A 1,141-nucleotide genomic window follows, 5' to 3' on the forward strand; every position below is an offset into this window, starting at 1 on the left:
AATGGTATATAAGCTCCTCCGGCTTTGAGTATGGCTAATAAACCTACTACCATCTATACTGAACGCTCTACACAGATACCCACTGGCGTTTCTGGAACTACTCCCCATTTTTGCAAGTAATGGGCTAGTTGATTGGCTTTGCTGTTTAATTGTGAGTAGGTCAGCTTTTGTTGTTCAAATACTAATGCTATTCCATTTGGGTTGTTTTCGACCTGTTCCTCAAATAACTGATGAATACATTTGTCATCTGGGTCATCTGTTTTGGTGTTTTTCCATTCGTGCAGTATTTTCTGTTTTTCTGCTGCTGTGATTAAGGGAAGTTTTGATATTTTTTGTTGGGGGTTGGCTACTATTGCTTGTAGTAGAGTTTGGAAATGTGCCATCATCCCAGTGATGGTTGCTCTGTCAAATAGGTCTGTGTTGTAAACACAATAGCCTTCTAGACCGGATAGTGCTTCCCACAGATACACTTCTAAATCCATTACAGAGTTGAAACCTTCTTCCCTCTGAATTACCCTTAATCCTGGTAAATCCCAAGATTTCATTGATGGTACATCTGTAAAGCTAAATATCACCTGTACCAGAGGGTTGTAGCTTAACTTCCTTTCTGGCGAAAGTTCCTCTACTAGCTTTTCAAATGGTAAATCCTGATGTTTATAGGCTTCTTGAGTTGTTTGTTTGACTTGACTTAGTAATTCGGTAAAGCTAGAGTCATCTGAACATTGACAACGAAGTGCAAGGACGTTGGCAAATACACCAATTAAGGGTTCAATTTCGACTCGGTTGCGGTTAGCAATTCCTGTACCTACTATTAAGTCAGACTCTCCACTATAACGATAGAGTAGAACAAAAAATGCAGTCAACATAGTCATAAACAATGTTGTACCTGACTCCTGACTTAGTTGCGTGAGTTTTTGTATCAAGTTCTGATTGAGTTTAAATTTTTCTAATCCTCCATGGAAGCTTTGCACTTGTGGACGTTGGCGGTCTGTTGGTAGGGGTGATATTGGGGAAATTCCTGCTAGTTTTTGTCTCCAGTAGCTCAGATGTTCTTCTAATACCTCTGCTGTGAGTGTCTGTCGTTCCCAGTGGGCGTAGTCGGCATATTGAATGGGTAGTTCTGATAATGGGGAGGGTTTTC

1 protein-coding gene is annotated in these 1,141 nt (G+C 40.5%); it reads right to left on the minus strand.

Annotated elements, in window-relative coordinates; translation table 11 throughout:
* Positions 1 to 53 precede the first annotated feature (53 nt).
* Positions 54 to 1,141: condensation domain-containing protein (locus F6K49_RS51570; RefSeq protein ID WP_293110745.1), on the minus strand; the 1,088-nt coding region annotated here is incomplete at its 5' end.

The organism is Moorena sp. SIO3I6 (assembly GCF_010672095.1).